The 21,797-nt window shown below is 59.9% G+C and carries 18 protein-coding genes and 2 pseudogenes; 9 read left to right on the top strand and 11 right to left on the bottom strand.

Going from position 1 to position 21,797, the window contains the following annotated elements:
• From ACIPL2_RS27370 to ACIPL2_RS27355, 4 genes are all read right to left on the bottom strand, one after another.
• The gene (locus tag ACIPL2_RS27370; RefSeq protein WP_401361681.1) at positions 1-1,143 is read right to left on the bottom strand and encodes a DUF1120 domain-containing protein; all 1,143 of its coding nucleotides are present in this window, start codon (positions 1,141-1,143) and stop codon (positions 1-3) included.
• A 10-nt stretch (positions 1,144-1,153) separates the two neighbouring features.
• Positions 1,154-3,616: a fimbria/pilus outer membrane usher protein gene (locus tag ACIPL2_RS27365; RefSeq protein ID WP_401361678.1), complete on the bottom strand. Its 2,463-nt coding sequence runs from the start codon at positions 3,614-3,616 to the stop codon at positions 1,154-1,156.
• 135 nt (positions 3,617-3,751) lie between these two features.
• Positions 3,752-4,468 (bottom strand): fimbria/pilus chaperone family protein, encoded by a 717-nt coding sequence (locus ACIPL2_RS27360; RefSeq protein ID WP_401361676.1) that lies wholly within the window; start codon positions 4,466-4,468, stop codon positions 3,752-3,754.
• 111 nt (positions 4,469-4,579) lie between these two features.
• On the bottom strand, positions 4,580-5,203 hold the full coding sequence (locus tag ACIPL2_RS27355; protein WP_401361673.1) for a DUF1120 domain-containing protein: 624 nt from the start codon (positions 5,201-5,203) through the stop codon (positions 4,580-4,582).
• A gap of 450 nt (positions 5,204-5,653) precedes the next feature.
• Between ACIPL2_RS27355 and ACIPL2_RS27350 the strand changes: the two genes are divergently transcribed.
• From ACIPL2_RS27350 to ACIPL2_RS27335, 4 genes are all read left to right on the top strand, one after another.
• Positions 5,654-6,286 carry a response regulator gene (locus tag ACIPL2_RS27350; protein ID WP_401361670.1) on the top strand — a complete coding sequence of 211 codons (633 nt, stop codon included), beginning with the start codon at positions 5,654-5,656 and terminating at the stop codon, positions 6,284-6,286.
• A 117-nt stretch (positions 6,287-6,403) separates the two neighbouring features.
• The gene (locus ACIPL2_RS27345; RefSeq protein ID WP_401361668.1) at positions 6,404-6,874 is read left to right on the top strand and encodes a nuclear transport factor 2 family protein; all 471 of its coding nucleotides are present in this window, start codon (positions 6,404-6,406) and stop codon (positions 6,872-6,874) included.
• Positions 6,875-6,914: 40 nt separating this feature from the next.
• Positions 6,915-7,220, top strand: a complete 306-nt coding sequence (locus ACIPL2_RS27340) for a GIY-YIG nuclease family protein (protein ID WP_401361665.1) — start codon at positions 6,915-6,917, stop codon at positions 7,218-7,220.
• Between the two features lie 175 nt (positions 7,221-7,395).
• On the top strand, positions 7,396-8,331 hold the full coding sequence (locus ACIPL2_RS27335; protein ID WP_401361662.1) for a glutathione S-transferase family protein: 936 nt from the start codon (positions 7,396-7,398) through the stop codon (positions 8,329-8,331).
• Between the two features lie 114 nt (positions 8,332-8,445).
• Here ACIPL2_RS27335 and ACIPL2_RS27330 read toward each other — a convergent pair whose 3' ends face one another.
• Entirely contained in the window at positions 8,446-8,796 is a 351-nt protein-coding gene (locus ACIPL2_RS27330) for a glutaredoxin family protein (RefSeq protein ID WP_401361659.1), read from the bottom strand.
• Entirely contained in the window at positions 8,796-9,800 is a 1,005-nt protein-coding gene (yejK, locus tag ACIPL2_RS27325) for a nucleoid-associated protein YejK (RefSeq protein ID WP_059406265.1), read from the bottom strand. The genes ACIPL2_RS27330 and yejK overlap by 1 nt, the downstream gene beginning before the upstream one ends.
• Before the next feature lie 394 nt (positions 9,801-10,194).
• Between yejK and ACIPL2_RS27320 the strand changes: the two genes are divergently transcribed.
• A complete protein-coding gene (locus ACIPL2_RS27320) occupies positions 10,195-10,476 on the top strand; it encodes an HU family DNA-binding protein (protein WP_007905514.1) in 282 nt (93 codons plus the stop codon).
• 197 nt (positions 10,477-10,673) lie between these two features.
• Here ACIPL2_RS27320 and rlmF read toward each other — a convergent pair whose 3' ends face one another.
• The 5 genes from rlmF to ACIPL2_RS27295 all read right to left on the bottom strand — a co-directional run bounded on the left by rlmF (position 10,674) and on the right by ACIPL2_RS27295 (position 18,745).
• Positions 10,674-11,696 carry a 23S rRNA (adenine(1618)-N(6))-methyltransferase RlmF gene (rlmF, locus tag ACIPL2_RS27315; RefSeq protein WP_401361655.1) on the bottom strand — a complete coding sequence of 341 codons (1,023 nt, stop codon included), beginning with the start codon at positions 11,694-11,696 and terminating at the stop codon, positions 10,674-10,676.
• Positions 11,697-11,914: 218 nt separating this feature from the next.
• Positions 11,915-14,761 (bottom strand): valine--tRNA ligase, encoded by a 2,847-nt coding sequence (locus tag ACIPL2_RS27310; RefSeq protein WP_401361653.1) that lies wholly within the window; start codon positions 14,759-14,761, stop codon positions 11,915-11,917.
• A gap of 196 nt (positions 14,762-14,957) precedes the next feature.
• Complete coding sequence (locus tag ACIPL2_RS27305) at positions 14,958-16,274, bottom strand: MFS transporter (protein ID WP_401361650.1); 1,317 nt, start codon at positions 16,272-16,274, stop codon at positions 14,958-14,960.
• Between the two features lie 410 nt (positions 16,275-16,684).
• Positions 16,685-17,920 (bottom strand): HlyC/CorC family transporter, encoded by a 1,236-nt coding sequence (locus ACIPL2_RS27300; protein WP_401361647.1) that lies wholly within the window; start codon positions 17,918-17,920, stop codon positions 16,685-16,687.
• 12 nt (positions 17,921-17,932) lie between these two features.
• A complete protein-coding gene (locus ACIPL2_RS27295; protein ID WP_401361644.1) occupies positions 17,933-18,745 on the bottom strand; it encodes an inner membrane protein YpjD in 813 nt (270 codons plus the stop codon).
• A gap of 209 nt (positions 18,746-18,954) precedes the next feature.
• Here ACIPL2_RS27295 and ffh point away from each other — a divergent pair, with 209 nt between their 5' ends.
• The 4 genes and pseudogenes from ffh to ACIPL2_RS27275 all read left to right on the top strand — a co-directional run.
• Positions 18,955-20,331: a signal recognition particle protein gene (gene ffh, locus ACIPL2_RS27290; protein WP_401361641.1), complete on the top strand. Its 1,377-nt coding sequence runs from the start codon at positions 18,955-18,957 to the stop codon at positions 20,329-20,331.
• 250 nt (positions 20,332-20,581) lie between these two features.
• Positions 20,582-20,832: pseudogene (rpsP, locus tag ACIPL2_RS27285) on the top strand (30S ribosomal protein S16).
• A gap of 5 nt (positions 20,833-20,837) precedes the next feature.
• Positions 20,838-21,374 (top strand): ribosome maturation factor RimM, encoded by a 537-nt coding sequence (gene rimM / locus ACIPL2_RS27280; protein ID WP_010565276.1) that lies wholly within the window; start codon positions 20,838-20,840, stop codon positions 21,372-21,374.
• A pseudogene (locus tag ACIPL2_RS27275) lies at positions 21,356-21,797 on the top strand (tRNA (guanosine(37)-N1)-methyltransferase TrmD); the annotation flags it as partial. The gene rimM and the pseudogene ACIPL2_RS27275, both read left to right, overlap by 19 nt.

Here is a 21,797-nt window from a genome sequence, read left to right as displayed (position 1 = left end):
TTACAAGTAAATAATGTCGATCGTCCCCGAACCATCGAGGTGGATTGCCGTGCTCAGGTCCAGGCTTGCGGTGGGGGCGATGACGGCCTCGACCATCAAGGATGTTTTGAGGTTCTGGATCGCGATCGACCCCGCAGTGCTGCCAGCGCTGTCGGTAAAGGCCAGGTAGCTTTTTTGGCCAATCGGTATCGGGGCCGAGTTGGCCGGGCTCCAGGCCGCGCCCGCGGTGGTGGAGTCGGTGCGATACAGCCGAGTGAAGTGGTCAGCGGTAACGTTGGCCGGGTCGACATTCAGCGAGTACAAACCGATTTTGTTGTGGCGATTATCGAAACCCAGGCCGTAGTAAATCTCGCGATTGACCGTGGCCGAACCCGCGCGGTTGTCGTGCATCACCAGAGCGAAATGGGTCGGTGCATCGCAGCCGATCCGCAGCGACAAGGATTTGGGCGGCAGGCGCGTGCCTTTGTCGGGGTTCAGGTTGCTGCTGGACAAGGCGCCGAAATCAACCAGCCCCCCATTGGATAGCTCGGGCGTGCAGGCACCGGGCGCGAAGCTGGCGCGCAGGGTGGTTTCCCGGGAGCGCCCGGCAGTAACGGCATCGAACACGCCGACGGTTTCCCAAGTCATCGCGTCGCGGACCTGTATTGCTTGTTCCTGAACCGAGGCCGTCACTTCAAGCTGCGCAGAGAAGCTGCGACCCTGCACCGCCAGCCCGGTGCTGACCGGTACGATCCCGTGCTCCGGGCGCCAGATCACACTGGAAGCGCTGTGAACCGGGGGTTGCCCGGCGGCGGCAATCAGCCCAAGGTCGACCGGACGGCCATCGAGTACACCCTCGCTCACCCGTATTTGATAACTGCCACGTTCGGCGAAGTGATAACGCTCGGCCGTCGCGGCCATGGCTCGATAAAACACGCTCATATCGGTCGCTCGAGAACAACTCAGGCTCAGGTTCAAGCGCCGTTCGCCCAGGCTGCGCACCGGGGCGGTATCGAAGCGTGTGGCCCGGTTCATCAGGCCGAAGTCGAGCACGGGCTGGCTCACATTGAGCTGACAGTCATCCGGCGACGCCCAGGCCAGCGCTGTGAAGCTGCTGAGCGTCAAGGGCGTGAAGGCCAGTAATAAGTAACGGGACAAATTCATGAAGTCATCCTCAAAGGGCTCGGCATTGGGCGGCGGCGGTCTCGTAATACGCCTGGATGTCGGCCTTGGCCGGCAGTTCGAAATCGAGTCGGCAGCGATCCAGGCCAGGCGCAGTTATCCACAGCGCACCGGCATCGAGGACGTTGGGCAGGAACACCAGGCCGCCGTCCTGAACCAGCGTGATGAACTCGCCATCGGCGGTATTGACCATGGCGCCACGGGGCAGCGGTGCGCCGTCAGCAGAAGTGGCCTTGAGCAAGGCGCGGCGGGTCAGCGTGACTTTGAACCCGACATTGTCGACAGCACCGCGCCCGGCGGAAATCACCGCCACGCCGTTGTGGATATCGACGTTGCGCGGCAGCGAACGGGTATCGATTTGCACCGTGCTGCGCCCATAGGCAGCGACCTGCGCGACCACGGCCTGACCTTGCCAATCCGTCCAGACTGGCCCGCTTGGGGTACTGACTTTGATCGAGCCCATGTCACCCACCGACAGTAACGCGAACGTGTCATGCACCGGATACGGCGACAGCGTGAAACCTTCACCGTGCAGCACGGCAGCTCCGCGTGCTCCGGCCTGATAGCTGGAACGTTCGCCATCGGAGCGGGTGTAACTCAGGTCCATCTGGCTGTAGCGCGGCAACAGCGAAACGCCGGCGGATGACTGCACTGGCTTGTCGCGGGTGTCGTGTTCGACGCCGACGCGGTAGCCGAATTGATCGTTGACCCGCTCGTTCAAGCCCACGCCACCGCGGTACTCGTCAGCGGAATGGCGCACCCAGGTGCGAGCGCGGCGGCTGTCGCCCAAGGGAATGCTCAAGTTCAGGTAAACGCTGTCATCGCGACGGCTTGCACCGCTGACCTGCCATTCGGCGGTGGTCGAAACCGACACGCCGCCAATACTGGTGCCCCACGAGGCCAGTGCGCGGTTGCTGCTTTCACCGTCGAATGAACTGGAGCGGCTGATGCCGCCGCTGAAGGCGCCGAGGCCCGGGTGTGACCAGGCAAGCGCGGCACTTTGCTGGTCACGGTAGCGGGACTTGCTGCTGTAGGACGTCGTGTCGAACACCGCTTCTTCAAGCTCGCGAAAACCAAAGGTCCGGTAGGAACTACCGCCGTTGAGCGACCACTGATCGTTGAAACGATGGGAGAGTGTCAGATCAGCCTGAAGGCCCTTTGCCGGATGGCTGCCGCTGGCCTGCGTGCTGAGTAGCGAGGTCTGAATCCGGGTCTCTGTCGTCGGCAGAAAACCCAGGCTGGCGCCCGCCGCACGATAGTCGGCGGCGCCTGTCAGGCCTGCGCTGATCAGCAACCGTGGATTCAGCGCGCCGCTCCAGCCGCCGCTGATCACCCACGGCTTACTTTCCTGCGCATCACCGGTGCTGCGCACCTGACCGGCCGCCAGCGAATAGCCGGGGGCGGGCAGGCCGATACCGAGCATGGCGGCGGGCACGGTGAAGCGTCGTTCGCTGCCGTCCTCTTCTTTGACGGTGACCTCGACGTCGGAGCGATTGTTCAGCCGCCGCACGTCGCTCAGGGAAAACGGCCCGGCAGGCACCACCGTCGAGTGAATCAGTGCCCCGTTCTGCCGAATCTCGACTTGCGCCTGGCTGTGGGCGATCCCTTCGATGACCGTGTTCCGGCCTTCGACCTGCAGCGCCTGCTCGGTCATCACTTGAACTCCAGTGATCTGGGCACCCGCGAGCACAGGGTTATAGAGGTTGATTTGCCCCGCCTGCAGCACCGCTTCCTGACGGGCGAAGGTGCGCTGTGCATAGGCCGCAAGGTGACTGGTGCGGGACACGTCGTCCTGCCAGGTCTGCACCTGGCGACTGCGCACGATCCAGTCGCCGGCGTTAAAACCGACCTCGGTGTTGGCCGACAGGTAGCGGCTCGACTGGTCGCCGTTGAGGCTGTACAGGCTGTTGAGGTCGTAGTTGAGCAGACCGGCAAAGCCTCCGGTTTGATAGCCGGAAAAGTCCCGGGTTGCCTGGCGGATCGCGTCGCTGGGAACGATCAACGACAGGCCAAGACTCGCAGGATCCGGTTCGATCAGCGTTTGCGGCCAGGTGCCGAGCACATCGAAGCAGCGGCCGTCGGTGACCGGCAGCGGAGGCGGTTCATTCAGGTTGGCCACATCGAGCAAGGCGCGATCGAAGCACACTTCGCCCTCACGGTTGAACATCACGTCCACTCGCCCGCGACGCTGCCCGTTGACTGTAAGGGTGACCGGGTGCCTGCCGGTGGTGAAGCGCGGAGCTTGCAGCAGCAGGGTTGCCAGCGCCGGGTCGATGCTTCGTTGTTGCAGTGTTTTTTTATCGAACGACGTCAACGATGTTTTTTCGGCGATGGCTTCGGCACAGGCATCGGTCAGAATCAACGCATTGGCCATCCCAAGCGCCACTTTGGCCCAAGGTCTGATCCGAATAGCGGGCACGGCTTCGCCGCGACGGTAAATCGATACTGTGTTCATGGGGTTCACTTGGGTTATGCCTGCGCGCTGGCCGTTTCCACTGTGGCTCAGGCACGCTCGTGGCGATGGTCAGTACTCATCGCCTCTGTGCATCGACGCTCGCTATTCCCTTGGCGGCGTTGACTGGTGTTTGCGCTAGGATTTGACGGGGGCCTCGTAATGCGGCACCGCAAACCCGTAGACGGTGGCGGGTTGAAAGCGCACCTGGGTGACCTCGCCTTTGGGCACTGCAACGCTGATGCGCTCACCGGGCAGCACGTAAGTTTTGGGCAACATCGCGGCGGTGGCCGCTGGCAACAAATGCAGCTCTTGAGCCATGCGCACGACATACGGCGTGTCGTTGCTCACGGTCAGCTGATCGCCCTGCAACGACCACTGCAGATCAGTCCAGGGCGTGCGGTTGGGCGCCAGACCCTTGGGGTGCATGATCAACGGCAGGTTCTGCCTCACGGTCACGCCGACACGCGCATGCCCGGCTTCCGTGGCCGATTTTCCTTGTGGGATGCCTTCGAAGATCACGCGCTTCAAACGCTGGGTGAGCAGCGGCTTCTCCGATTGCAGAATGAAACGCACCAGCTGGGTTTTGGACGCCTCGACGCGTGACAACGGCGGCGTCACGAACACCAGGGATTCGCTGTCTTCCGCAATGTTTTCAATGGTGATGTGCAGCAGCGCCAGGCTCGCATCCGTGTTGGTCACCGTCACGGAGGACTCGCCATCGGCCTCGTTTACGATCACCACCGAAGTGTTCGGGACCATGCCATCCGCCTGGGCCTGAATGCTCAGCAATAGTGCGAGAGCGCCGATGCCGGTGTTGAATCGCTGGCGGGCGCTGTTGAAAAAATGGGTCATGGAGAGACTCGCTGAAAATATCGAAAAAACGCCCAGGACGGTTACAACTACTGGCTTTCGGGGGCGAGGGCGGGCAGCGGGAAGTCCCGTTGCCCGGGCATCAGTGTTGAATTAGAGGTAGTTGATTTGCAGGGTCGCCGAGCCGTCGATCAGCACGTCGTCGGTCAGGGTCAGGTTTTTGGTGGGGGCGATGGCGGTGTTGAGGAAAATATCCACGGCCACATCCTTCAAAGGATGCAGATCCCATGCACCGCTGTCCCTGCTGCCGAAACCAATCAGGTAGCGCGTCGTAGCGGCGGTATCATCGAGAGGGTACCAACTGGTGCCATCATTTGCCGAGTACAGAACGGTCGACGGGATGTCGGCAACGGGGTTACCGATCTCAAGAAAATATCGTCCGAGCTTTTCGGTTCCGTTTATCAGGCCGAGGCCGAAGGCAGCGCCAGCAGTCGACGAACCGGCTCGATTGTCGATGGGCTGGATCGCAAATCTGATTTCTGCATCGCAGTTCACGGTCAGTTGAACTGTCCTGTCCGGGAGTCGGGTCTGGACGTCCTTCTTCAGGTCTTGTGCAGAAATCTTTCCAAAATCCACAATGCCACCGCCCGACAAATTCGGTTTGCAGGCCGCTGGCGTGATAAGGCCAGTAACGGTCAGGTCAGTACTGGAGGCGAAGGCGGACGATGCTCCGGAGAGGAGCAGCGCAGTGAAGAGAATGCTTAAGGATTTTTTCATGTTCAGGTCTACTTCAGGCAGATTTTTTATGTGTCAGCAACAGCCCTTCTTGGCATCCGCGTAGCGCAGCAACTGTGCTGTGGTGATGCCGCCGTAGAGGGTAATCGCCGGTTGTTTCGGTCGCTTCAGGCTTACCGATTGAAGCGAAATTTATGCGAGCGGAGCGGCGGCTGAAATGCAACAAATACGAAAAGAGACTGCTCGGTGTATGAAAAGGTGTTGCGACTTATACGACGTTGGTTCTCAGCGGCGCGTTTGATGGGGAGTCCTTCTGTGTAGTCATTTTCTTCAGAAGTCTGTAGGGATTGTCCTATTGTTGATGGCGCAAAAAACCAAGCCCCTGAATACGTTGGGGCAGTGCACTGCAAGGTTGTGATGGGGCGTTGCGGGGGGAGACGGAACGACGTTATTTTCCGCGCTTTTCCAGCCTCAATTAGGAGTCATCCCACAATGCGTGTCGTAATTGCAGACGATCATTCTGTAGTCCGTCTCGGATTGCAGATGCTCATCGATTCCGGCGGACGGTGTGTGATCGTCGGGGAAGCTGAGGGTACGGACAGCCTGATGAGCCTTCTTTCAACCACGCCCTGTGATCTTCTGATTACTGATTTTTCCATGCCGGGCGGGCAGCAGGCAGACGGTCTGAAGCTGTTGAGCACAGTGCGGCGCCTTTACCCCGCGATGCCGGTCATCCTGGTGACGATGTTCGCCAATGTCGCGACGTTAAGAGCAGCACTGGCTCAAGGGGTGATGGCGATCGTCGCGAAAGGGGCTGCGTCGGGCGAGTTGGCCAAGGCGGTCAAGGCCGTGGGTGAAGGGCGGCGCTACATCAGTGAGTCATTGCGCACGGCGTTGCACCGCACTGGCGCTGGTAATCAGACGCCGGTGTCCTCTCTGTCGGCCAAAGAACATGAAGTGGTACGGATGCTCGCCAGCGGCATGACCGTCAGTGAAATCGCCTGTCATTTCAAGCGCAGCGTTTCGACCATCAGTAAACAGAAAACCATGGCCATGCACCGGTTGGGCATCTCAACCGATGTGGATCTTTTTTCCTACGCCCGCGACAGTGGAATCTCATACTGAAAGGCTGGTTGAGTCTTGCCGGTATTCCCGCCATGAATGCTGATAGTTTTCCTGGCCATTGCAGACTATCGTGCAGGCCATCTTTTGCAGCTATTTCGCACAACAGGGAGTCTGCCCATGAGTGAAGCCCACAACGCCGTGATCACCGCTTTCTACCAAGCCTTCCAGCGCCTCGATGCCGAAGCCATGAGCGCTTGCTACACCGAGGACGTGGTGTTCAGTGATCCGGCATTCGGCGAACTGCGCGGCCGTGATGCCGGCGACATGTGGCGCATGCTCACCACCCGGGCCAAGGATTTTTCCCTGACGTTCGACAATGTGCGCAGCGATGAACGCACCGGTGGCGCTCATTGGGTGGCGACGTACCTGTTCAGCCAGACCGGCAACACCGTGATCAACGACATTCAGGCACGCTTCGTGTTTCGCGACGGCAAGATTTGCGAGCATCACGACAGCTTCGATTTGTGGACCTGGTCCCGACAGGCGCTGGGTTTTAAAGGGCTGCTGCTGGGCTGGACGCCACTGGTGAGAAACGCCGTTCGCGCTCAAGCCTTGAAGGGCCTGAAGGCATTTCAGGCCAGTCGCTGATAAGATCGCGGCTTGTTTCCTTTCAAGCCTTGATCGTTACGTGACCACCCTCAGCGAAAAATCTGTCGACGCCGACGTACCCGTGAGCAAACCCTGGTTCGTCTATCTGGTTCGCGCGGCCAATGGCTCACTCTACTGCGGGATCAGCGACGATCCCGTACGGCGCTTCGCCACTCACCAGAGTGGCAAAGGTGCGCGCTTCTTTCTTTCCAGTCCGGCTGTGGCACTGGTCTACACCGAAGTCTGCCGTGACAAAAGCGAAGCGCTGCGGCAAGAGCGGCTGATCAAAAAACTCAGGAAAAGCGCCAAGGAATGCCTGTGTAGAAGCTGGCTTGCCTGCGAATGACGTTAACGATGACGCGTTTATACTGGGTTGACGCGGCGTTCTTGGGTCCATCGCTGGCAAGCCGGCGCCTACAGGTCATCACTCTGATTGATCAGTACCCATCAGGCAGATCTGTAGGCTGCTTACACATTGCGCGGTAAGCTGCGGGTACCTAATCCGTGCGGCGGAGCCGAGCATGTCCGAGTTGATTCTTCATCATTACCCGACGTCCCCTTTTGCCGAAAAGGCCCGCTTGCTGCTGGGGTTCAAGGGCTTGTCCTGGCGCTCGGTGAAGATTTCGCCGGTGATGCCAAAGCCCGATCTGACGGCGCTGACGGGCGGCTACCGCAGGACCCCGGTGTTGCAGGTAGGCGCGGATATCTATTGCGACACTTCGCTGATTGCCCGTCGTCTGGAACAGGAAAAAGCCTTGCCGGCGTTCTTCCCGGAAGGTCAGGAAATGATTGCCGCGACTTTCGCTGCCTGGGCCGATTCGGTGGTGTTCCAGCATGCGGTCAGCCTGGTGTTCCAGCCGGAATCGGTCGCCGTGCGCTTCGGCCATTTATCGCCGGAAGCGATCAAGGCGTTCATCGCCGATCGCGCCAAGTTGTTCAGCGGTGGCGGCGCCACACGGTTGTCAGCCGAGCAGGCCAGGCACCAATGGCCGACGATCATGGCGCGACTGGAACAACAACTTCAGCGCGAGCAGGGCGACTTCCTGTTCGGCGAGCCGTCGATTGCCGACTTCGCGTTGGCCCATTCGTTGTGGTTCCTTAAAGCGACGCCAGTGACTTCACCGCTGGTTGATGCGTATCCGGCAGTGTCAGCGTGGTTTGGGCGCGTGATGGGCTTCGGTCATGGCGCATTCAGCGAGATGACGTCAGAGGAGGCGCTGGAGATTGCGCGCAATGCCACGCCGGCGGCATTGCCGGATGAGCAGTTCGATGAGCCAAACGGGTTCGAGGCAGGCCAGCAGGTGGTGATCGCGGCAACCGACTATGGCGTCGATCCGGTGGCAGGAGAGTTGCTGTTTGCCGGCAGCGAAGAATTGATTCTGCGCCGTGAAGACGAGCGCGGTGGTGTGGTGCATGTGCACTTCCCGCGCTTTGGCTACCGTATCGAAAAAAGCTGAACTGTAGGAGCGAGGCTTGCCCGCGAAGAACGATAATGCGGTGTCATTGTTGGACCGCGTCATCGTTCTTCGCGGGCAAGTCGGATCGCCGCACCGCTCGCTCCTACAGGTTTGTCATTTCAGGGCGGCGAGTATCGCGTCCGGGTCATACCCGCGGATCAGCGTCCCGTTCACATCGATGATCGGGATCCCGCCGCCACCCAGCGCCTCATAGGCCTTGCGCGCCTCGGCATCCTTCTCGATATCGAATTCCTGGTACGGAATGCCTTTCTGGTCGAGAAAGCGCCGGGTCAGCTTGCAGTAACCACACCATTCGGTGGCGTAGAGCACCACATTGGCCTTGGCCTGGGTCTGCTCGGACACCACCTGCGACGGGTTGATCACTCGCTCGATCTTGCCCCAATTCTGATAGACCACGACCACCAGCAGGATCAGCAGGCATTTCTTCAGCACGCCGCCCAGCATCAGTTGCGTCGCTTGAGCTGGTCGGTCAACTGCGTCGGCAGGCCTTTGATGATCAGCGTGCCGGCTTCTTCGTCGTACTCGATCTTCGAACCCAGCAGGTGCGCTTCGAAGCTGATGGACAAGCCCTCGGCGCGACCGGTAAAACGGCGGAACTGGTTCAGGGTGCGTTTATCCGCCGGGATTTCTGGCGACAGGCCGTAATCCTTGTTGCGGATGTGATCGTAGAAGGCTTTCGGGCGTTCTTCGTCGATCAGTTCCGAGAGTTCTTCCAGGCCCATGGGTTCGCCCAGTTTGGCCTGGCTGCTGGCGTAATCGACCAGGGTCTTGGTTTTCTCGCGGGCGGATTCTTCCGGCAAATCTTCGCTTTCAACGAAGTCGCTGAAGGCCTTGAGCAAGGTGCGGGTTTCGCCCGGGCCGTCGACGCCTTCCTGGCAACCGATGAAGTCGCGGAAATACTCCGAAACCTTTTTGCCGTTCTTGCCTTTGATGAACGAAATGTACTGCTTGGACTGCTTGTTGTTCTGCCACTCGGAGACGTTGATCCGCGCCGCCAGGTGCAACTGGCCCAGGTCCAGGTGCCGGGACGGGGTCACGTCCAGCTGTTCGGTCACTGCAACGCCTTCACTGTGGTGCAGGAGGGCGATGGCCAGGTAATCCGTCATGCCCTGCTGATAATGCGCAAACAGCACGTGGCCGCCCACAGAGAGGTTCGACTCTTCCATCAGCTTTTGCAGGTGTTCGACCGCCACGCGGCTGAACGCGGTGAAATCCTTGCCGCCCTCGAAGTACTCCTTCAGCCAGCCGCTGAACGGGTGCGCCCCGGACTCGGCATGGAAGAAACCCCAGGCCTTGCCTTGTTTGGCGTTGTAGCTTTCGTTGAGGTCGGCAAGCATGTTCTCGATGGCGCTGGACTCGGCAAGTTCAGAGTCGCGGGCATGGAGAACTGCAGGTGTGCCGTCGGGTTTTTTGTCGATCAGGTGGACGATGCAATGACGGATCGGCATGGGCTTCTCGGCTGATTGAAGAGAGGAGGGCGTGCTCCCCGAAAAAGCGCCCAGTGTACCGCAACCACTGGTTTTGGCGCTGCGCGAAGGGCAATTCGCAGCCGACCGCCGGTGCTTATGCAGTTTTTTACCGATTTAGAGCAATAAAGCTGACCAAATGGGTAGCTAGAGGCGGATATTTCCCCGTCTCTGTGCTAGTTTTGCCCCGTCTTACGCGAAGTCACTGCGTTAAGCGTGCATTCAGCATTTGTCAGGTCGAACCAAACCCTGATTTCGGTATCTATAACCCCGATCCCGTGGTTATTGGCCGAGGGTGCCAGATCCAGAAGATCGGGCTCGATGGCTGACACTGCACTCTGCAATCCATATGAATTTGATAGGGAAGGAACACTACATGGCTCTTACTAAAGACCAACTGATCGCCGACATCGCTGAAGCTATCGACGCGCCTAAAACCACCGCGCGTAACGCTCTGGACCAACTGGGCCAAATCGTTGCCGATCAGCTGGAAAACGGCGGCGAAATCACTCTGCCAGGTATCGGCAAGCTGAAAGTGACTGAGCGTCCTGCCCGTACCGGCCGTAACCCTTCGACTGGCGCTGCCATCGAAATCGCTGCCAAGAAAGTTATCAAGCTGGTTGTGGCCAAAGGCCTGACCGACGCTGTTAACAAGTAAGACTTGTTAAAAAAAACCGTGCTCCGGAGCAATCCGGGCACGGTTTTTTTGTGTCTGCGATTTACAACGAACACCGCTAAACCCATGTGGGAGCGGGCTTGCTCGCGAATGCGGTGTGTCAGTCACATTGAAGTCGACTGACACACCGCCTTCGCGAGCAAGCCCGCTCCCACATTTGAACGATGTCGGTCAGTGACTCAGCTTTTCTTTACCCAGCGCTCGCGCCACAGCTGTTGCTCGGATTTGGTCTGGAAGGTCCAGGCGACGAAACGGCTCTGTTTCTGCCCTTGGGACATTTCCACCACCTGGCTTTCCAGTACGCCGGCCTTTTTCAGTGCCGTCTGGATTGCTGGCAGGTTTGAGGCTTTCGAGACCAGGGTGCTGAACCACAGCACTTTGTGCTGGAAGTGCGCGCTCTCGGCGATCAGTTGCGTCACAAAGCGTGCTTCGCCACCTTCGCACCACAGCTCCGCCGATTGACCGCCAAAGTTCAGCACCGGCAGTTTGCGTTTCGGATCGGCACGGCCCAGGGCGCGCCATTTACGCTCGCTGCCCTTGGTCGCTTCGTCCATCGAGGCATGGAACGGCGGGTTGCACATGGTCAGGTCAAAGCGTTCGCCGGGTTCGAGCAGGCCCAGCAGAATGTGCTTGGGATTGCTTTGCTGGCGCAACTGGATGGCTTTGTTCAACCCGTTGGACTGTACGATGGCTTTCGCGGCGGCGACGGCCGTCGGGTCGATTTCCGAACCGAGGAAGTGCCAGCGATAGTCGCTGTAGCCGATCAACGGATAGACGCAGTTGGCGCCCATGCCGATATCCAGCACCTTGACCGGCGCACCGCGCGGGATTTCGCCGTCGTTGACGCTGGCCAGCAGGTCGGCCAGGAAGTGCACGTAATCGGCTCGGCCCGGAACCGGTGGGCACAGGTAGTCGGCGGGAATGTCCCAATGGGCGATGCCGTAGAACGATTTGAGCAGCGCCCGGTTGAACACGCGCACCGCGTCCGGGCTGGCGAAGTCGATGCTTTCCTTGCCGTACGGGTTGATGATCACGAACTTCGCCAGTTCCGGCGTGGTTTTGATCAGCGCCGGGAAGTCGTAGCGACCCTGATGGCGATTGCGCGGGTGCAGGCTGGCCTTCTCGCGCGGTTCCACGGCTTTGGCCGGGGTGGCGGAGTCAGGCTTCTTGCGCGCAGGGCGGGGTGTGCGGGGGGCGTTCATGGGCGTGGTCGATTCGGGTATGGCTAAAAGTGGCGGGTATTGTCACACAGTCGATGGCCGCGTGGGGATCCTGTAGGAGCGAGGCTTGCCCGCGAAGGCCGCGACGCGATCTATCAGGCAAAACGTGTCATCGTTGTTCGCGGGCAAGCCTCGCTCCTACAGAAGCGCAAAAAAAAAAGGAGGCCACATGGGCCTCCCTTTTTCATTGCGAGTTGCCGTTACAGGCTGGCAATCCGCGCATGTTGCTCGGCCAGCTTGCCCAAAGCCTGTTCAGCTTCAGCCAGTTTGGCGCGTTCCTTCTCGATGACGTCGCTAGGGGCCTTGTCGACGAAACCGGCGTTGGACAGCTTGCCGCCCACGCGCTGAACTTCGCCCTGCAAACGCAGGATTTCCTTGTCCAGGCGAGCCAGCTCGGCGTCTTTGTCGATCAGGCCGGCCATCGGCACCAGCACTTCCATCTCGCCGACCAGTGCGGTAGCGGACAGCGGTGCTTCTTCGCCAGCAGCCAACACAGTGATCGATTCCAGGCGAGCCAGCTTCTTGAGCAGCGCTTCGTTCTCGGTGAGACGACGCTGATCTTCGGCGCTGACGTTTTTCAGGAACAGGTTCAGCGGCTTGCCCGGACCGATGTTCATCTCGGCGCGAATGTTACGCGTGCCGAGCATCAGTGTTTTCAGCCACTCGATATCGTCTTCGGCGCCTTGGTCGATGCGCTCTTCATTGGCCACTGGCCAAGGTTGCAGCATGATCGTCTTGCCTTCGATACCGGCCAGCGGTGCGATGCGCTGCCAGATTTCTTCGGTGATGAACGGCATGAACGGGTGCGCCAGGCGCAGCGCGACTTCCAGCACCCGAACCAGCGTACGGCGAGTGCCGCGCTGACGTTCGACCGGTGCATTTTCGTCCCACAACACAGGCTTGGAGAGTTCCAGGTACCAGTCGCAATACTGGTTCCAGATGAACTCGTACAAGGCTTGTGCGGCCAGGTCGAAACGGAACTGGTCGAGTTGACGGGTCACTTCGGTTTCGGTGCGTTGCAGCTGCGAGATGATCCAGCGATCGGCCAGGGACAGCTCGTAGGCTTCGCCGTTCTGGCCGCAGTCTTCGCCCTTGTCCAGCACGTAGCGCGCCGCGTTCCAGATCTTGTTGCAGAAGTTGCGATAGCCTTCGACGCGGCCCATGTCGAACTTGATGTCGCGACCGGTGGACGCCAGCGAGCAGAAGGTGAAGCGCAAGGCGTCGGTGCCGTAGCTGGCGATGCCCTCGGCGAACTCGTCGCGGGTCTGCTTCTCGATCTTCTTCGCCAGTTTCGGCTGCATCATGCCGGAGGTGCGTTTCTGCACCAGCTCTTCGAGCTCGATACCGTCGATGATGTCCAGCGGGTCCAGGACGTTGCCCTTGGACTTGGACATCTTCTGGCCCTGGCCATCCCGCACCAGACCGTGCACATACACGGTCTTGAACGGAACCTGCGGCGTGCCGTCCTCGTTCTTCACCAAGTGCATGGTGAGCATGATCATCCGGGCAACCCAGAAGAAAATGATGTCGAAACCGGTCACCAGCACGTCGGTGGAGTGGAATTTCTTCAGAAATTCGGTCTGCTCTGGCCAGCCCAGCGTGGAGAAGGTCCACAGGCCCGAACTGAACCAGGTGTCGAGAACATCGTTGTCCTGTTGCAGCGCGATATCCGGGCCGAGGTTGTGCTTGGCACGTACTTCGGCTTCGTCGCGACCGACGTAGACTTTGCCCGACTCGTCGTACCAGGCCGGAATCCGGTGGCCCCACCACAATTGACGGCTGATGCACCAGTCCTGGATGTCGCGCATCCACGAGAAGTACATGTTTTCGTACTGTTTCGGCACGAACGCGATGCGACCGTCTTCAACGGCAGCGATGGCAGGCTCGGCCAACGGCTTGGTCGACACGTACCACTGGTCGGTCAGCCACGGCTCGATGATGGTCCCGGAGCGGTCGCCTTTCGGCACTTTCAGGGCGTGATCGTTGACGCTGACCAACAGGCCGGCAGCATCGAATGCCGCGACGATCTGCTTGCGCGCTTCGAAGCGGTCCAGGCCGGCGTATTCGGCCGGGATCTTACCGTCGATGCTTTCGTTCAACGTGCCGTCGAGGTTGAACACCTGGCAAGCCGGCAGTACGGCGGCGTTCTTGTCGAAGATGTTCAGCAGCGGCAGGTTGTGGCGCTTGCCGACTTCGTAGTCGTTGAAATCGTGGGCCGGGGTAATTTTCACGCAGCCGGTGCCGAATTCAGGGTCGCAGTAATCGTCGGCGATGATCGGGATACGGCGGCCGACCAGCGGCAGCTCGACAAACTTGCCGATCAGGGCTTTGTAGCGTTCATCGTTCGGGTTTACCGCAACGGCGGCGTCGCCGAGCATGGTTTCCGGGCGAGTGGTCGCGACGATCAGGAAATCGTTGCCTTCAGCGGTCTTCACGCCGTCAGCCAGCGGGTACTTGAGGTTCCACAGGAAACCTTTTTCGTCGTGGTTTTCCACTTCGAGGTCGGAAATCGCCGTGTGCAACTTGGTGTCCCAGTTGACCAGGCGCTTGCCGCGATAGATCAGACCGTCTTCGTGCAGGCGCACGAACGCTTCTTTAACGGCTTCCGAGAGACCGTCGTCCATGGTGAAGCGCTCGCGGCTCCAGTCGACGGACGAGCCGAGGCGGCGGATCTGACGGCTGATGTTGCCGCCGGACTGATCCTTCCATTCCCAGACTTTCTCGAGGAATTTCTCACGGCCCAGGTCATGACGACTCTGGCCCTGGGCTTCGAGTTGGCGTTCCACCAGCATTTGCGTGGCGATACCGGCGTGGTCGGTGCCCGGCTGCCACAGGGTGTTGCGACCCTGCATGCGGCGGAAACGGATCAGGGCGTCCATGATCGCGTTGTTGAAGCCGTGACCCATGTGCAGGCTGCCGGTGACGTTCGGCGGCGGGATCATGATGGTGTAGGACTCGCCCGCGCCTTGCGGGGCGAAGTAATTCTCTGACTCCCAGGTGTTGTACCAGGAAGTTTCAATGGCGTGCGGCTGGTAGGTCTTATCCATGCGCGGCGGGACCCTATTGGCATTTATTCAGGAAAAGCCGGCAAGTATAGCGGGGATGTTCCGATGCGCGTAGAGCGAGGTGACAACGGGTGCGCGAAATGTGTGTTCGGTTGCAGGGCGATTTTTGTCTGTAAGGACGCCTTCGCGGGCAAGCCTCGCTCCTGTAGGAGCGAGGCTTGCCCGCGAAGGCAATCTATCAGGCCACCCGATTCAAATCGTTATGACGCGTTTCCTTCAAACACAGCACCGCGATCAAACTCAGCACCGCCGCCCCCGACACATACCCGCCGACATAACTCAAACCACCCATCGCCACCAGTTTCTGCGCGAAGAACGGCGCCGCCGAGGCCCCGACAATACCGCCCAGGTTGTAGGCCGCCGAGGCGCCGGTATATCGAACGTGGGTCGGAAACAACTCCGGCAGCAGCGCACCCATTGGCGCAAACGTGACGCCCATCAGAAACAGTTCGATGCACAGGAACAGCGCCACGCCCCAGGTCGAACCTTGGGTCAGCAGCGGTTCCATCAGGAACCCGGACAGAATCGCCAGCACGCCACCGATAATCAGCACCGGTTTGCGCCCATAACGGTCACTGGCCCAGGCCGACAGCGGCGTAGCGGCGGCCATGAACAGTACGGCGAAGCACAGCAGTGCGAGGAAAGTCTCGCGGGTGTAGCCGAGGGTCGAAACGCCATAGCTCAGCGAAAACACGGTCGAGATGTAGAACAGCGCGTAGCACACCACCATCGAACCCGCACCCAGCAGCATCGGCGCCCAGTATTGGCTGAACAGCTCGACCAGCGGGATTTTCACCCGTTCCTGACGGGCCATGGCGTTGGCGAACACCGGGGTTTCATGGAGCTTGAGGCGTACGTACAAGCCCACCATCACCAGCGCGGCACTGAGCAGGAACGGAATCCGCCAGCCCCACGAACGGAACTGCTCGTCGTCCAGTGTCATCGCCAGGGTCAGGAACAAGCCGTTGGCCGCGAGAAAGCCGATCGAAGGGCCAAGCTGTGGAAACATGCCGAACCAGGCGCGTTTACCCTTGGGTGCGTTCTCTGTCGCCAGTAGCGCCGCGCCGCCCCATTCACCGCCCAATCCAAGGCCTTGGCCGAAGCGCAGTACACACAACAGGATCGGCGCCCAGGCCCCGATGCTGTCGTAACCCGGCAGCACGCCGATCAGCGTGGTGCACACGCCCATCAGCAATAGAGAAGCGACCAGGGTCGACTTGCGGCCAATCCGGTCACCGAAGTGGCCGAACAGCGCCGAACCCAGCGGGCGGGCAAGGAAGGCGATGCCGAAGGTGAGGAACGCCGACAGCATCTGTGCCGTGCCGGAGGTCTGCGGAAAGAACACCGGACCAATCACCAGCGCTGCCGCAGTGGCGTAGACGTAGAAGTCGTAAAACTCGATGGCGGTGCCGATGAAACTCGCGGTGGCCACGCGCGTGGCGGAGTTCGTCGGTTGCGCAGGCGTGGTTTCGGTATAGATCGTGCTGGTCGTCATGCAGTTATCCCTGACAGTCATGTGCCCGTTTGAGCGATTTATTATGGTCGAATACCCAGGGATGTGGGTTGAGGCGCGGTCGCTGTTCAAGGTAGGAACAGTCGTCGGTGTGATGCGGATACGTCCGATGGTCTGGCCGGAACCTGTTGCGTGCGGGGTAAGCACGTGGTCCGGCGGGGCTTGGGTAAGCGACCCGATTATAGGAAGGCGGCTATCGATCGAACAAGAGGCAATATTTTCGTCTTTACGCCGAACCTGTAGCAGCTGGCGAAGCCTGCGTTCGGCGGCGAAGCCGTCGTGAAATCAGGCAACGCGGTCATTCAGGTAAACCTTGCATTCAGAATTTACGACTGCTTCGCAGCCGAACGCAGCCGAACGCAGGCTTCGCCAGCTGCTACAAGAGCGGTGTATTAGCGGGTGGCCGGGACGGTGCTGTTATGCCAGATCAACACCCGGGTGACCCGATTGTCTTCGGTCTCCAGGATCTCCAGTCGATAACGCCCGATCTTCAGGCACACCGCGCTTTCCGGAATGGTTTCCAGCGCCTCGGTCACCAGGCCGTTGAGGGTTTTCGGGCCGTCGCTGGGCAGGTGCCAGCCGAGGCTCTTGTTCAGGTCGCGGATGGACGCGGCGCCCTCGATCACCAATCGCCCGTCGGCCTGCGGATGGATATGCGGATTATCCATGCTGTGCTGGCTTTCGAATTCGCCGACGATTTCTTCGAGAATGTCTTCCAGGGTCACGATGCCGAGCACTTCGCCGTACTCGTCGACCACCATGCCCAGGCGCCGCTGCTGTTTGTGGAAGTTCAGCAGTTGCAGCTGCAGAGGCGTGCTTTCCGGCACGAAGTAAGGTTCGTGACTGGCGGCCAGCAGGGCTTCGAGGGTCAGGCTCGCATCGGCCAGCAAGTGGCGGATCTGCCGGGTATTGAGTACCGCTTCAACCTGGTTGATGTCGCTGTGGAACACCGGCAGGCGCGTGCGTTTGTTGTGGCGCAGTTGTTCGATGATCTCCGGGAGGGAGTCGTCGAGGTTGATCCCGTCGACGTCACTGCGCGGCACCAGAATGTCGTTGACCGTGATGTTGTCCAGCGCGTGGATGCCCGACAACGGGTGAGGGCGGCGGATGGCTGGCTCGTGATCGTCGTGTCGATCTGTCGGTGCTTCGTCTTCGCTCTGCTGCACCACTCTGGGTTTACGGGCGAACGGTCGCATCAGCAACTGACTGATGCCGTTGAGCAGCCAGGCGGCGGGGTAGAGGATTTTCAGCGGCACGCGGAGCAAGGTGTTGCCCAGGGCCAGGATCGCATCCGGATAGCGCACGGCCAGGGTGCGCGGCAGGTAGTCGGCAAACACCAGCAGAATGGCGCCAGCCCCGATGCAAGCGATCCAGGGACCGTTTTCGGCCCAGGTAAAAATCGCCAGCAAGGTGCTGATGACCACCACCAGTGCGCGGCACAGCGTGTTGCAGAGGATCAGGCTATTGAGCGCAAAGCTCAGCTTCGCCACGGGTTTGTCGCTTGAACGCGAAGCGGTGCGTTTGGCCAGCAAATGCTGCTGCGCCGCTTCGATCGCGGTAAACAGCCCCGACCATAAAATCAGCAGGGCCATGACTGCGAACATCGGCCCTATGGGCAAGTCGTCCATTAATGCCGCCCGTCAGATGTGCAGGATGTATTCGCGAACCAGTTTGCTGCCGAAATACGCAAGCATCAGCAGGCAGAAACCGGCAAGGGTCCAACGAATCGCCTTGTGTCCGCGCCAGCCGAGGCGGTTACGCCCCCAGAGCAGCACGCTGAAGACGATCCAGGCCAGGCACGCCAGCAAGGTCTTGTGCACCAGGTGCTGGGCAAACAGGTTGTCGACGAACAGCCAGCCGGAGATCAGCGACAGCGACAGCAGGGTCCAGCCGGCCCAGAGAAAGCCGAACAGCAGGCTTTCCATGGTTTGCAGCGGCGGGAAGTTCTTGATCAGCCCGGACGGGTGTTTGTGCTTGAGTTGGTGGTCTTGCACCAGCAGCAGCAAGGCCTGGAACACCGCAATGGTGAACATGCCATAGGCGAGGATCGACAACAGGATGTGGGCGAGAATGCCCGGTTCTTCGTCGATGACCTGCACGGTGCCGGCAGGGGCGAACTGTGCGAGCAACACGGTCGCGAGTCCCAGCGGGAACAGCAAGACCAGCAGGTTTTCCACCGGGATCCGCGAGCAGGCCAGCAAGGTCAAGGCGATGACCGCGGCGGCGATCAGGCTGGCTGCGCTGAAAAAATCCAGGCCCAGGCCAATTGGCGTCAGCAGATGGGTAAACAGGCTGGCGCTGTGAGCCAGCACGGCCAGTACGCCGAGCGTGACCAGCAGGCGTTTGTTCGCCTTGGCGCAAGTGGCCAGGCGAGTGCCCTGATAGAGAGTCGCAGCGGCATATAAGCAGGCGGCGGCGAGGGTAGTAAGCAAGCTGGGTGACAAGGGGAGCATAAATCCTGTTAGGCAAGCCCGAAAGGCGCTGAGTTTGGCATAGAACCCACATCGCACGAAAGACCATGCAACCTGACGGCGAGGTGTCCGCCGGGCGCAGTCTTCGCTATAATCCGCGACCTGCCCACGCCGCAGGCTCGCCGAGCACATGTTTATTACGGTCTGGGCCGCCATTACCTCGGTCTACATAGGGCCTGAAAGGATCGCGCATGTTTGAAAACTTAACCGACCGTCTCTCGCAGACGCTGCGCCATGTCACCGGCAAGGCCAAGCTGACCGAGGACAACATCAAAGACACCCTGCGTGAAGTGCGCATGGCGTTGCTCGAAGCCGACGTCGCCCTGCCGGTGGTCAAGGACTTCGTCAATTCGGTCAAGGAACGCGCCGTCGGCACCGAGGTGTCGCGCAGCCTGACGCCGGGCCAGGCCTTCGTGAAGATCGTCCAGGCCGAACTCGAAAGCCTGATGGGCGCGGCCAACGAAGACCTGAACCTGAGCGCCGTTCCGCCAGCCGTCGTGCTGATGGCCGGTTTGCAGGGGGCTGGTAAAACCACCACCGCCGGTAAACTTGCGCGCTTCCTTAAAGAGCGCAAGAAGAAGTCGGTCATGGTCGTGTCCGCGGACGTTTACCGTCCGGCGGCGATCAAGCAGCTGGAAATGCTCGCCGGCGAAGTCGGCGTGACCTTCTTCCCGTCCGACCTGAGCCAGAAGCCGGTCGAGATCGCGCAAGCGGCTATTAAAGAAGCAAAACTCAAATTCATCGACGTGGTGATCGTCGATACCGCCGGTCGCCTGCACATCGATGAAGAGATGATGGGCGAGATCAAGGCCCTGCACGCCGCGATCAACCCGGTCGAAACGCTGTTCGTGGTCGACGCCATGACCGGCCAGGACGCCGCCAACACGGCCAAGGCCTTTGGCGATGCGCTGCCGCTGACCGGTGTGATCCTGACCAAGGTCGACGGTGACGCCCGTGGCGGTGCCGCGCTGTCGGTGCGCGCCATCACTGGCAAGCCCATCAAGTTCATCGGTATGGGCGAGAAGAGCGAAGCGCTCGAGCCGTTCCACCCTGAGCGTATTGCTTCGCGCATCCTCGGCATGGGCGACGTGCTCAGCCTGATCGAGCAGGCCGAACAGACCCTCGACAAGGACAAGGCCGACAAACTGGCCAAGAAGCTGAAGAAAGGCAAGGGCTTCGACCTCGAAGACTTCCGCGATCAGCTGCAACAAATGAAGAACATGGGCGGCCTCGGCGGCCTCATGGACAAACTGCCCAACATGGGCGGCGTGAACCTGGCGCAGATGGGCAATGCCCAGAACGCGGCAGAGAAGCAATTCAAGCAGATGGAAGCCATCATCAATTCCATGACCCCGGCCGAGCGCCGCGACCCTGAGATGATCAGCGGTTCGCGCAAACGCCGGATCGCCATGGGTTCGGGCACTCAGGTGCAGGACATCGGTCGCTTGATCAAGCAACACAAGCAGATGCAGAAGATGATGAAGAAATTCTCCGCAAAAGGCGGAATGGCCAAAATGATGCGCGGCATGGGCGGTATGTTGCCCGGCGGCGGCATGCCGAAAATGTAAAGAATCCGCGTCGGCAGCGATGTCGACGCAGCCCCACACGGAAGTGGGATCTCCAGCAAACCCGCACTTGGCGGGAGCTGACTGGCCGTTTTCAACGACGGCTCTATAGCAAATCTTGATGGCGGCCGAAAGACCGCCGGAAAAAGACATTTGCAAAAGTCCGGATATTCCTTAGAATATGCGGCCTTTCGGGCACCTATGCCCGCTGTGCCTTTAGATTTGCAGCACCGACTACAGGAACGATGTTCACATGCTAACAATCCGTCTTGCCCTTGGCGGCTCCAAAAAGCGCCCGTTTACCACTTGACCGTAACCGACAGCCGCAACCCGCGCGACGGTTCGCACAAGGAACAGGTTGGTTTCTTCAACCCTGTTGCTCGTGGTCAAGAAGTTCGTCTGTCCGTGAACCAAGAGCGCGTAGCCTACTGGCTGAGCGTTGGTGCACAACCTTCTGAGCGTGTTGCTCAGTTGTTGAAGGAATCTGCTAAGGCTGCGGCCTGAGCAATATGAACGCGACGCCAGCTGTTGCTGATGATTTGATCGTTATCGGCAAAATTTATTCTGTTCATGGCGTTCGCGGCGAAGTGAAGGTGTATTCCTTTACGGATCCGACTGAAAACCTCTTGCAATACAAAACCTGGACGCTCAAGCGCGAAGGCAGCGTAAAGCAGGTTGAGCTGGTCAGCGGACGCGGGAACGACAAGTTCCTGGTCGCGAAGCTCAAGGGTCTCGATGATCGTGAAGAAGCTCGTCTTCTGGCCGGTTATGAGATCTGCGTGCCACGCAACCTGTTCCCTGAATTGACCGACGGCGAGTACTACTGGTACCAGCTGGAAGGTCTGAAGGTCATAGATCAACTCGGGCAATTGCTCGGGAAAATCGATCATCTTCTGGAAACCGGCGCCAATGATGTCATGGTGGTCAAGCCTTGCGCTGGCAGCCTGGATGATCGCGAACGCCTGTTGCCCTATACGGAGCAATGCGTGTTGGCCGTCGACCTTGCCGCAGGCGAGATGAAGGTGGAATGGGATGCGGACTTCTAAACGTGGCTAATTTGCGCGTAGAAGTGATCAGTTTGTTTCCCGAGATGTTCTCCGCCATCAGCGAGTACGGCATCACCAGTCGTGCGGTGAAACAGGGGCTCTTGCAGCTCACCTGTTGGAATCCGCGAGACTACACGACGGATCGACATCACACTGTGGATGATCGCCCATTTGGCGGTGGTCCGGGCATGGTGATGAAGATCAAGCCCCTGGAAGATGCTCTGGTTCAGGCCAAGGCAGCAGCCGGGGAGGCGGCGAAGGTGATTTACCTGTCCCCCCAAGGCCGTCAACTGACTCAGTCGGCGGTACGCGAGTTGGCGAATTCGGATGCATTGATCCTGATTGCCGGCCGCTATGAAGGCATTGACGAGCGTTTTATTGAAGCTCATGTCGATGAAGAGTGGTCGATTGGCGACTATGTAC

Source organism: Pseudomonas sp. NPDC086251, from assembly GCF_044746405.1.
Lineage (GTDB): Bacteria > Pseudomonadota > Gammaproteobacteria > Pseudomonadales > Pseudomonadaceae > Aquipseudomonas.
Note: the sequence above shows the minus strand (reverse complement) of the source record. Positions and strands in the feature narration are given on the sequence as shown.

What these genes read in the sequence shown, in the direction of transcription:
- ACIPL2_RS27370 (WP_401361681.1), bottom strand. Translation starts at nt 1,143, where the DNA reads ATGAATTTGTCCCGTTACTTATTACTGGCCTTCACGCCCTTGACGCTC.
- ACIPL2_RS27365 (WP_401361678.1), bottom strand. Translation starts at nt 3,616, where the DNA reads ATGAACACAGTATCGATTTACCGTCGCGGCGAAGCCGTGCCCGCTATT.
- ACIPL2_RS27360 (WP_401361676.1), bottom strand. Translation starts at nt 4,468, where the DNA reads ATGACCCATTTTTTCAACAGCGCCCGCCAGCGATTCAACACCGGCATC.
- ACIPL2_RS27355 (WP_401361673.1), bottom strand. Translation starts at nt 5,203, where the DNA reads ATGAAAAAATCCTTAAGCATTCTCTTCACTGCGCTGCTCCTCTCCGGA.
- ACIPL2_RS27350 (WP_401361670.1), top strand. Translation starts at nt 5,654, where the DNA reads ATGCGTGTCGTAATTGCAGACGATCATTCTGTAGTCCGTCTCGGATTG.
- ACIPL2_RS27345 (WP_401361668.1), top strand. Translation starts at nt 6,404, where the DNA reads ATGAGTGAAGCCCACAACGCCGTGATCACCGCTTTCTACCAAGCCTTC.
- ACIPL2_RS27335 (WP_401361662.1), top strand. Translation starts at nt 7,396, where the DNA reads ATGTCCGAGTTGATTCTTCATCATTACCCGACGTCCCCTTTTGCCGAA.
- ACIPL2_RS27330 (WP_401361659.1), bottom strand. Translation starts at nt 8,796, where the DNA reads ATGCTGGGCGGCGTGCTGAAGAAATGCCTGCTGATCCTGCTGGTGGTC.
- yejK (WP_059406265.1), bottom strand. Translation starts at nt 9,800, where the DNA reads ATGCCGATCCGTCATTGCATCGTCCACCTGATCGACAAAAAACCCGAC.
- ACIPL2_RS27320 (WP_007905514.1), top strand. Translation starts at nt 10,195, where the DNA reads ATGGCTCTTACTAAAGACCAACTGATCGCCGACATCGCTGAAGCTATC.
- rlmF (WP_401361655.1), bottom strand. Translation starts at nt 11,696, where the DNA reads ATGAACGCCCCCCGCACACCCCGCCCTGCGCGCAAGAAGCCTGACTCC.
- ACIPL2_RS27310 (WP_401361653.1), bottom strand. Translation starts at nt 14,761, where the DNA reads ATGGATAAGACCTACCAGCCGCACGCCATTGAAACTTCCTGGTACAAC.
- ACIPL2_RS27305 (WP_401361650.1), bottom strand. Translation starts at nt 16,274, where the DNA reads ATGACGACCAGCACGATCTATACCGAAACCACGCCTGCGCAACCGACG.
- ACIPL2_RS27300 (WP_401361647.1), bottom strand. Translation starts at nt 17,920, where the DNA reads ATGGACGACTTGCCCATAGGGCCGATGTTCGCAGTCATGGCCCTGCTG.
- ACIPL2_RS27295 (WP_401361644.1), bottom strand. Translation starts at nt 18,745, where the DNA reads ATGCTCCCCTTGTCACCCAGCTTGCTTACTACCCTCGCCGCCGCCTGC.
- ffh (WP_401361641.1), top strand. Translation starts at nt 18,955, where the DNA reads ATGTTTGAAAACTTAACCGACCGTCTCTCGCAGACGCTGCGCCATGTC.
- rimM (WP_010565276.1), top strand. Translation starts at nt 20,838, where the DNA reads ATGAACGCGACGCCAGCTGTTGCTGATGATTTGATCGTTATCGGCAAA.